This window comes from Gemmobacter sp., assembly GCF_016792925.1.
Lineage (GTDB): Bacteria > Pseudomonadota > Alphaproteobacteria > Rhodobacterales > Rhodobacteraceae > Gemmobacter.
Genome location: NZ_JAEULU010000112.1, coordinates 1 through 7,996, shown reverse-complemented (window position 1 = coordinate 7,996; position 7,996 = coordinate 1). Strand labels below are relative to the sequence as shown.

The window sequence follows — 7,996 nt, the reverse complement described above, 5'->3', positions numbered from 1 at the left end:
TCGAGGCGGTGCCCATCTGAGCGTCGTCCCACAACAGCCTGTGGAAGGAGCTATCTGGACCGAGTTCTTCAACTGTCGAGACCACACGCTTGTGACGCAACAGCGATTTCGGCGTCATCAGGATCAGCGGCTTTCTGAAGTCGCGGTGCATCTGGCGGCGCAGTATGTGGAAGTAGTTCGCCGGGGTGGAGCAGTTGGCGACGATCCAGTTGTCCTCGGCCGAGAGTTGCAGGAAGCGTTCCAGACGGCCCGAGGAATGTTCCGGCCCCTGGCCTTCCATCCCGTGCGGCAAAAGGACGACAAGGCCCGACATCCGCAGCCATTTCGACTCGCCCGAGTTGATGAACTGGTCGAACATGATCTGCGCGCCGTTGGCGAAATCGCCGAACTGCGCCTCCCACAGCGTCAGGCCGTTGGGTTCGCTGAGCGAATAGCCGTATTCGAAGCCGAGCACGGCATATTCCGACAGCATGGAGTCGATGACTTCATACTTCGCCTGACCGGCGCGGATATGGTTCAGCGGGTAGTAACGTTCTTCGGTCGACTGGTCGATCAGGCCGGAATGGCGCTGCGAGAAGGTGCCGCGCGTGCAATCCTGCCCGGCCAGACGCACCGGGAAGCCCTCGACCTGCAACGAACCGAAGGCCATGGCCTCGGCGGTGGCCCAGTCGAAACCCTCGCCGGTTTCAAACATCTTTTTCTTGGCGTCGAGCTGGCGCGCGACGGTTTTGTGGATGTCGAAATTCTCCGGCACGCGGGTCAGGCCCGCGCCGATCTCGGCCAGGGTCTCGGGTTTGATCGAGGTATTGCCGGCGGTATATTCGATCCCCTCCTTGGAGAGGTTCTTCCAGCGGCCATCCAGCCAGTCAGCCTTGTTCGGCTTGAACTCGCGACCGGCCTCGAATTCCTCATTCAGGCGCGCCTGGAAGGCCGCCTTCATATCCTCGATCTCGCCTTCCGGGATCAGGCCATCCTTCACCAGCCGCTCGGTATAAAGTTGCAGCGTGGTTTTGTGCTTTTTGATCCGGTTATACATGACCGGGTTGGTGAACATCGGCTCATCGCCTTCGTTGTGACCAAAGCGGCGATAGCAGAAGATGTCCAGCACGACATCCTTGCCGAATTTCTGGCGGTATTCGATGGCCACGCGCGCGGCATGTACCACGGCCTCGGGATCATCGCCGTTCACATGGAAGATCGGGGCTTCCACCATCAGCGCGATGTCGGTCGGATAGGGCGAGGTGCGCGAGAAATGCGGCGCGGTGGTGAAGCCGATCTGGTTGTTCACCACGATATGCAGGCAGCCGCCGGTGCGATGGCCCTTGATGCCCGACAATTGCAGACATTCGGCCACGACGCCCTGCCCGGCAAAGGCCGCATCGCCATGCAAGAGGATCGGCAGCACGGCGCTGCGCTTGTCCATATCGCCCAGCTGGTCCTGCTTGGCGCGCACCTTGCCCAGCACGACCGGGTTCACCGCCTCAAGGTGCGAGGGGTTGGCGGTCAGCGACAGGTGGACGGTATTGCCGTCAAAAGTGCGATCCGACGAGGCGCCGAGGTGATATTTCACGTCGCCCGACCCGTCCACATCCTCGGGCTTGAAGCTGCCGCCCTGGAATTCGTTGAAGATGGCGCGATAGGGCTTGCCCATCACATTGGCCAGCACCGACAGACGGCCCCGGTGCGGCATGCCGATGACGATTTCCTTGACGCCCAGATTGCCGCCGCGCTTGATGATCTGTTCCATCGCCGGGATCAGGGCTTCGCCCCCGTCCAGACCGAAGCGCTTGGTCCCCATGTATTTCACATGCAGGAATTTCTCAAAGCCCTCGGCCTCGACCAGCTTGTTCAGAATGGCCTTGCGACCCTCGCGGGTGAAGGCGATTTCCTTGCCATAGCCCTCGATCCGCTCTTTCAGCCAGCTGGCCTGTTCGGGGTCGGAGATATGCATGTATTGCAGCGCGAAGGTGCCGCAATAGGTGCGCTTCACGATGTCGAGGATCTGGCGCATCGAGGCATGGGTAAGACCCAGCACATTGTCGATGAAGATCGGGCGATCCATGTCGGCTTCGGTGAAGCCATAGGATTTCGGGTCCAGCTCCGGGTGGGCGGAGGCGTCGCGCATGCCCAGCGGATCGATATCGGCAGCCAGATGGCCGCGGATGCGATAGGCGCGGATGATCATGATGGCGCGGATGCTGTCCAGCACGGCGCGCTGGATCTGCTCCTGGCTGACCGCCACGCCTGCATCGGCGGCCTTGGCCGCGATCTTGGCGCCTGCCCCCTTGGCCTCTTTCGGCACCAGCGGCCATTCGCCGGTCAGCGCCGCTGTCAGGTCATCCGCAGCACTCGGCGGCCAATCGGCCCGCGCCCAGGACGGGCCGGCGGCGGCGCGCTTGGCGTCCAGCTCGCTTTCGCCCAAGGCGGCAAAGAACGCCGCCCAGCCCGCATCCACCGAATTGGGATCGGCGGCGAAACGGGCCTGAAGCTGGTCGATATATTCGGCATTGGCCCCATCCAGATAGGATTGGGCATGGGCCGCGCTGTTGGGGGATTGATCGGTCATCGGCGTTTATCCTTGAGGATGGTCGGGGCCGGAAAGGGTCAGGGAGAGCGGGCGGCACACGCCGCCCGAAAGTTTGTGCCCCCCGGTTTGCACCGGGGAGCGTTGACATATCGTTACTTGCCGATGGCCTTCATCACGGCCTCGCCCAGATGGGCAGGGCTGTCAGCCACGATGATACCAGCGGATTTCATCGCTTCGATCTTCGATTCCGCATCGCCCTTGCCACCGGCCACGATGGCCCCGGCATGGCCCATGCGGCGGCCTTTCGGCGCGGTGCGGCCCGCGATGAAACCGGCGGTCGGCTTCCAGCGCCCGCGCTTCTTCTCATCCGCCAGGAATTGCGCGGCTTCCTCTTCGGCGCTGCCGCCGATTTCGCCGATCATGATGATCGAATGGGTTTCCGGGTCGGCCAGGAACATTTCCAGCACGTCGATATGTTCGGTGCCCTTGATCGGGTCGCCGCCGATGCCCACGGCCGAGGATTGGCCCAGACCCAGATCAGAGGTCTGCTTCACCGCCTCATAGGTCAGCGTGCCCGAGCGCGACACCACGCCGACGCTGCCGCGCTGGTGGATATGGCCCGGCATGATGCCGATCTTGCAGGCGCCGGGGGTGATGACGCCCGGGCAGTTCGGCCCGATCAGCCGCGATTTGGAGCCTTCCAGCGCGCGCTTCACCTTCATCATGTCCAGCACCGGGATGCCTTCGGTGATGCAGACGATCAGCTCCATCTCGGCGTCGATCGCCTCGAGGATCGAGTCGGCGGCGAAGGGCGGCGGCACATAGATCGCGGTCGCATTGGCGCCGGTCACATGGCGCGCTTCATGCACCGAGTTGAACACCGGCAGGTTCAGGTGCGTGGTGCCGCCCTTGCCGGGGGTCACGCCGCCGACCATCTTGGTGCCATAGGCAATCGCCTGCTCCGAGTGGAACGTGCCCTGCGAGCCGGTGAAGCCCTGGCAGATCACCTTGGTATTTTCGTTTACGAGAACGGCCATATCAGGCTCCTCTGATTTCTACTGTTGGGCTCTGCCCGTCGTTGATTTTTTCAGGTCCATAGGCACGCCAGTAAGCGTGAACCAAGTCATTTAGCTCGGCAAAGCTCAGCTTCAGGTCCCCGGCGTTTACCCAGAAATCGTGACCAAAGGCCCTATTGAGCCTTAGCATCGCGTTCGAGAGCGACGTCAGTTGCAAATGGGTTCCCGCTGCAAGATCAAGGATTAGCATCTTGTACTTCTTGTCGGACCTAACGTTAAGCACTGCCTCCCAAGGGATCTCGCTGCGCGACAAGCGCATATCGCGAAGTCCTTGAGGCGAAAGCGTAAGCACAAACTTGGGGACCGTGAAAAGTTGCCAGACCAAAGCCATCAGGCAAAGGCCAAAAAAGCTCATCCCGATCACACCCCAAAACAGCGCGCCAGCACGGAAACTTTCTCTTGGACCTAGAACCAGCCACCAAGACACTAGGATAAGCGCCAATGTGCCAGCAAAGAGAAATACCACCTTCAGCCTCGATCTCTCGATGCTGATTACCTGTGTTGTATCGATCTTTGCTGTTTCCATCATGCTTTTACCATCCGAGTGGCAGAGACGCGCAAAGCACGCCTCTGCAAAAAGCATTCAGCCCTTCACCGCTTTCACAATCTTCTGTGCCGCATCGGCGAGGTTGTCGCCCGCGATGACATTGAGACCCGAATTGCGGATGATGTCCTTGCCCAGCTCCACATTGGTGCCTTCCAGACGGACGACCAGCGGCACTTTCAGGCCCACTTCCTTCACCGCCGCCAGCACGCCTTCCGCGATCACGTCGCAGCGCATGATGCCGCCGAAGATGTTCACGAGGATGCCTTTGACATTCGGGTCAGAGGTGATGATCTTGAAGGCCTCGGTCACTTTCTCCTTGGTGGCGCCACCGCCCACATCGAGGAAGTTGGCGGGTTCAGCGCCATACAGCTTGATGATGTCCATCGTGGCCATGGCAAGGCCCGCGCCGTTCACCATGCAGCCGATCTCGCCATCCAGCGCGATATAGTTCAGATCGAACTTCGACGCGGCGAGTTCCTTCGGGTCTTCCTCGGTCTCGTCGCGCAGGGCGGCGATGTCGGCATGGCGGTAGATCGCGTTGCCATCGAAGGAAATCTTGGCGTCCAGCACCTTCAGGTTGCCATCGGGCATGACGATCAGCGGGTTGATCTCCAGCATCTCCATGTCCTTCTCGGTGAAGGCTTTATAGAGCGTCTTGACCAGCGCCACGCATTGCTTGACGGCCGCGCCTTCCAGCCCGAGGGCGAAGGCCACGCGGCGGCCATGGAAATCGGACAGGCCAGAGGCCGGATCGACCGAGAAGCTGATGATCTTTTCCGGGGTCTGCGCCGCAACTTCCTCGATATCCATGCCACCTTCGGTGGAGGCCACGAAGGAAATGCGCGAGGTCTGACGGTCAACCAGCAGCGCCAGATACAGCTCGCGCGCGATGTCCGAACCCGCTTCGATATAGATGCGGTTCACCTGCTTGCCCACCGGGCCGGTCTGATGCGTCACCAGCGTGCGGCCCAGCATCTGCTTGGCCAGCGCTTCGGCCTCTTCCACCGATTTGGCCAGACGGACACCGCCCTTTTCGCCGGCTTCCGGCTCCTTGAACTTGCCCTTGCCGCGGCCACCTGCATGGATCTGCGCCTTGACGACCCAGAGCGGGCCTTCCAGACCGCCCGCCGCCGTCTTGGCCTCATCCGCCTTCAAGACGACGCGGCCATCGGACACCGGCGCGCCATAGCTGCGCAGAAGGGCCTTGGCCTGGTATTCATGGATGTTCATGGATCATGTCCCATCGCTGCTGATTTGCGGGCGTGATGCCATAGAAAAAGGCGTGTTCAAAATGCGATTTGCGGGTTACCGGGCTTTTGAAGCAGAAAAATCGCTTTTGTGATCACAGCCAGAAAAACTGTGATCACAAAGCTGGACTGTTTGCGGAAACGCCGCGCTGCCGCATCTGCTCAGCCCCGAGTCGCGAGACACAAAACCTGCCCGCGAGGCAGACGGTCAGGCCGGATTTCCAGCCGCAACCCCGCCTGCGCCGCAAAGGAGCGCACATCCTCGGCCAGAACATGATAGGGCGGGCGGATGTCATGCGTCACCACCCCGTCGGGCTGGCGCACCGGGCCAAGGCTTGCCTGCGCATCGGGGGCCATGAAAACGGTGAAGATGAACTTCTCGAAGCGCGTGACATGGCCCGCCACCCGCAACAGCCCGCGCCGCAGATGGTTCAGCGGCAAATGGGTGAAGACGGCGAAGCACAGGACATAATCGACCTCGCGCGGCACCCCCGGCAGGTCAAAGGCGCCGTCCTCGATCAACTGGCTGCGCGGCAAGCGCGCGCGGTCGCTTTCGGTCAATTCGCGCGCATAGCCCTGGCGCAGCAGATCCCCCGAAATGTCGGTGGCCCAGTAATTGCCGGGGTTGAGGTAAGGCACAGCCCGGCAGCCGGTGCGCAACGGCCCGGCCCCAACGTCAAGCAGGCTGTGCTTGGGCCGCAGTCCCTCGGCGATCAGCAGCCGCATCTGCTGCCAGCCGGTCTCCTCCCACCGCCCACCGATGATGGCGCGGTGCTGACCCTTGGAAAGGGCCTGCGGGATGAAGTCGGGGGCGTGATAGGGCGAGATGAAGCGGCTCATGCCCCGTTATAGCGCCAATCCGGCCCGAACGGAACGCCTGCCCTCCCGTCGCGCGGGGGCTGTCTGCCCCCGCACCCCCGAGGATATTTGGGAACAGAAAATGAAAGGGCTCTTCCCCATTTTCTGTTCCCAAGTATCCTCAGGGCCGGGCGGGCGCTTCACGCCCCCCTTGAGGTGAGGCGCGGCACGCGCCGAGGGGGCGCGAGCGCCCCCTGCCCGGCCACAGCAGGCTTGACATTTGCACGCGCAGCGCCCATCTGCGACAGGTCCGCCGCTCGGCCGCGTGAGCCATTTTGCAGCCCGGACACTGGTTCCCACCTTCACGCAGGGGCGCCGCGGGCTGACGGCATCGGGGGATGACCCCTGCTGCGAGGCGGTTCCGCCCCTGTGGCGCCAATGGCGCCGGAACGGCCTTTGGCCGTGAAGGATGATGACATGACTGTTTCTTTTGCCGATCTGGGCCTTTCGCCCAAGCTGCTGGCCGCCCTGCCCGCTGCGGGCTTCACCACCCCCACCCCCATTCAGGCCGAGGCGATCCCGCATGTGGTGCGCGGGCGCGATCTGATGGGCCTTGCCCAGACCGGCACCGGCAAGACTGCCGCTTTCGGCCTGCCGCTGCTGACGCGCATTCTGGACGTGACCCATCCCGCCGGGCCGCGCAATGTGCGCTCGCTGATCCTCGCCCCCACGCGCGAGCTGGTGCAGCAGATTTACGAACATCTTTACGCTTTCACCCGTGGCACGCCGGTGAAGATCACCATGGTCGTCGGCGGCGCCTCGATCAACCGCCAGTCGGATCGTCTGGCCAAGGGCACCGATGTGCTGATCGCCACGCCGGGCCGCCTGATCGACCTGCTGGAGCGCGGCGATGTGAGCCTGGAGCGCTGCACCTATCTGGTGCTGGACGAGGCCGATCACATGCTGGACATGGGCTTTATCCACGCCCTGCGCACCATCGCCCGCCATCTGCCGCACAAGCGCCAGACCCTGTTGTTCAGCGCCACCATGCCCAAGGATATCGAGGAAATCGCCGCGACCTATCTGCGCGATCCGATCCGCGTGCAGGTCTCGCCCCCCGGCAAGCCCGCCGACAAGATCACCCAGGGCGTGCATTTCATTCCTCAGGGCGACAAGGGCCGTCTGCTGGAAAGCTATCTGCAAAAGCATCCGGGCGAGGCCGCCATCGTGTTCTCGCGCACCAAGCACGGGGCCGACAAGATTGCCAAATTCCTGACCGGCTGGGGCTTCAACGCCGTGGCGATCCATGGCAACCGCAGCCAGAACCAGCGGGAGCGCGCGCTGGCCGATTTCCGGGCGGGTCAGGTCGATGTGCTGGTGGCCACCGATGTGGCCGCGCGCGGCATCGACATTCCGCTGGTGCGCCACGTCTATAACTATGACATGCCGAATGTGCCGGAGAATTACGTTCACCGCATTGGCCGCACTGCGCGCGCCGGGGCGGATGGGGCTGCGGTCAGCTTCTGCGCGCCGGCCGAGATGGACGAGCTGCGCGCCGTCGAGGCCGTGCTGAAAAAGCCGGTACCGGTGTTGGGCGGCGCGCCCTGGGCCTCGGAGGCCGTGGCCGCCGCACCCAAGCCCGGCCAGCGCCGCGGCAATCCCGGCGGCGGGCGCCCGCAAAGCCGCCCCGGCAAGCCGCAGGGGGCGAAACCTCAGGGGGCAAAGCCGCAGGGCGCCAAACAGCAGGGCGCCAAACCTGCCCGCCCGGCCCGGCCCGAGGGGGGCACTTCGGCCCCGCGCC

6 protein-coding genes are annotated in these 7,996 nt (G+C 63.2%); 1 reads left to right on the top strand and 5 read right to left on the bottom strand.

The window, feature by feature from the left end:
- The 5 genes from JNN06_RS05830 to JNN06_RS05810 all read right to left on the bottom strand — a co-directional run.
- A partial coding sequence (locus JNN06_RS05830) for a 2-oxoglutarate dehydrogenase E1 component (RefSeq protein WP_291238656.1) occupies positions 1-2,566 on the bottom strand: 2,566 nt, incomplete at its 3' end.
- A gap of 113 nt (positions 2,567-2,679) precedes the next feature.
- Positions 2,680-3,564: a succinate--CoA ligase subunit alpha gene (gene sucD / locus JNN06_RS05825; RefSeq protein ID WP_291238655.1), complete on the bottom strand. Its 885-nt coding sequence runs from the start codon at positions 3,562-3,564 to the stop codon at positions 2,680-2,682.
- A gap of 1 nt (position 3,565) precedes the next feature.
- Positions 3,566-4,186, bottom strand: coding sequence for an STM3941 family protein (locus JNN06_RS05820; RefSeq protein ID WP_291238654.1), 621 nt, complete (start codon positions 4,184-4,186; stop codon positions 3,566-3,568).
- Positions 4,187-5,380 carry an ADP-forming succinate--CoA ligase subunit beta gene (sucC, locus tag JNN06_RS05815; protein ID WP_291238653.1) on the bottom strand — a complete coding sequence of 398 codons (1,194 nt, stop codon included), beginning with the start codon at positions 5,378-5,380 and terminating at the stop codon, positions 4,187-4,189.
- A 179-nt stretch (positions 5,381-5,559) separates the two neighbouring features.
- A complete protein-coding gene (locus JNN06_RS05810) occupies positions 5,560-6,237 on the bottom strand; it encodes a class I SAM-dependent methyltransferase (RefSeq protein ID WP_291238652.1) in 678 nt (225 codons plus the stop codon).
- Between the two features lie 435 nt (positions 6,238-6,672).
- Here JNN06_RS05810 and JNN06_RS05805 point away from each other — a divergent pair.
- On the top strand, positions 6,673-7,996 hold a 1,324-nt coding region (locus JNN06_RS05805; RefSeq protein WP_291238651.1), incomplete at its 3' end, for a DEAD/DEAH box helicase.

What these genes read in the sequence shown, in the direction of transcription:
- JNN06_RS05810 (WP_291238652.1), bottom strand. Translation starts at nt 6,237, where the DNA reads ATGAGCCGCTTCATCTCGCCCTATCACGCCCCCGACTTCATCCCGCAG.
- sucC (WP_291238653.1), bottom strand. Translation starts at nt 5,380, where the DNA reads ATGAACATCCATGAATACCAGGCCAAGGCCCTTCTGCGCAGCTATGGC.
- JNN06_RS05820 (WP_291238654.1), bottom strand. Translation starts at nt 4,186, where the DNA reads ATGCTTTTTGCAGAGGCGTGCTTTGCGCGTCTCTGCCACTCGGATGGT.
- sucD (WP_291238655.1), bottom strand. Translation starts at nt 3,564, where the DNA reads ATGGCCGTTCTCGTAAACGAAAATACCAAGGTGATCTGCCAGGGCTTC.